The organism is Clostridium tarantellae, from assembly GCF_009295725.1.
Taxonomy (GTDB): domain Bacteria; phylum Bacillota; class Clostridia; order Clostridiales; family Clostridiaceae; genus Sarcina; species Sarcina tarantellae.
Map to the genome: position 1 here is coordinate 1 of NZ_WHJC01000601.1, position 659 is coordinate 659.

General features: G+C 30.5%; 1 pseudogene. It reads right to left on the reverse strand.

From position 1 onward, the window contains the following. Positions 1-659, reverse strand: a pseudogene (locus GBZ86_RS19050) (phage tail tape measure protein); the annotation flags it as partial.

Consider the following 659-nt stretch of genomic DNA (forward strand, 5'->3'; position numbering starts at 1 on the left):
CTGCTATGGTAGAAACCTTAGCCATGCTATCTTCAAAATCAATAGCCATTTTACCTGCTACAGTACCAACTCCTACTATGCCTAAAGATACTGGCTTCATTTTATCAGAAATCTTTTCTGCCTTTTCTCCTGCCTTTAAAAATTTATCTCCCATTTTTTCAAGAGCCTTATTATTTTCTTCAATGGCTTTTTTAGTTCTTTCAATGGAAATCTTTGCTTCATTCATTTTAATTTTTTGATTATCTATTTTTTTATTACAAGTTCCTATGGCTCTTTCATTTTGGGCATATTGTTCTTTTAAGGTTTTAAGTTTATCATTAAGAACTTTAACTTCCTTTGAACCTTTACCATAGGTTTTTACTGCTTCCTTTTCTTCCTTTTCCGTTTCTTTAATTTTTTTTGCTAAATCCTCATTGGCATCTTTATAGGCTTTAATATCTTTAGTAATATTTTTTATACTATCTCCTTGCATTTTTAAAATAGTATGTTGCCCTTTTAATTTATTTTCTAACTCACCTTGCTTTGCCTTTAGCTGATCTGTGGAATTACCAAATAATTTAGCTGATTCACTAGCTAACTTAAATTCACTTTGAGTAACCTTTAATTGTCTTGTTACATCCTGCATTTTCCTTTGGAAGTCTGAACTATTAGCACCTATT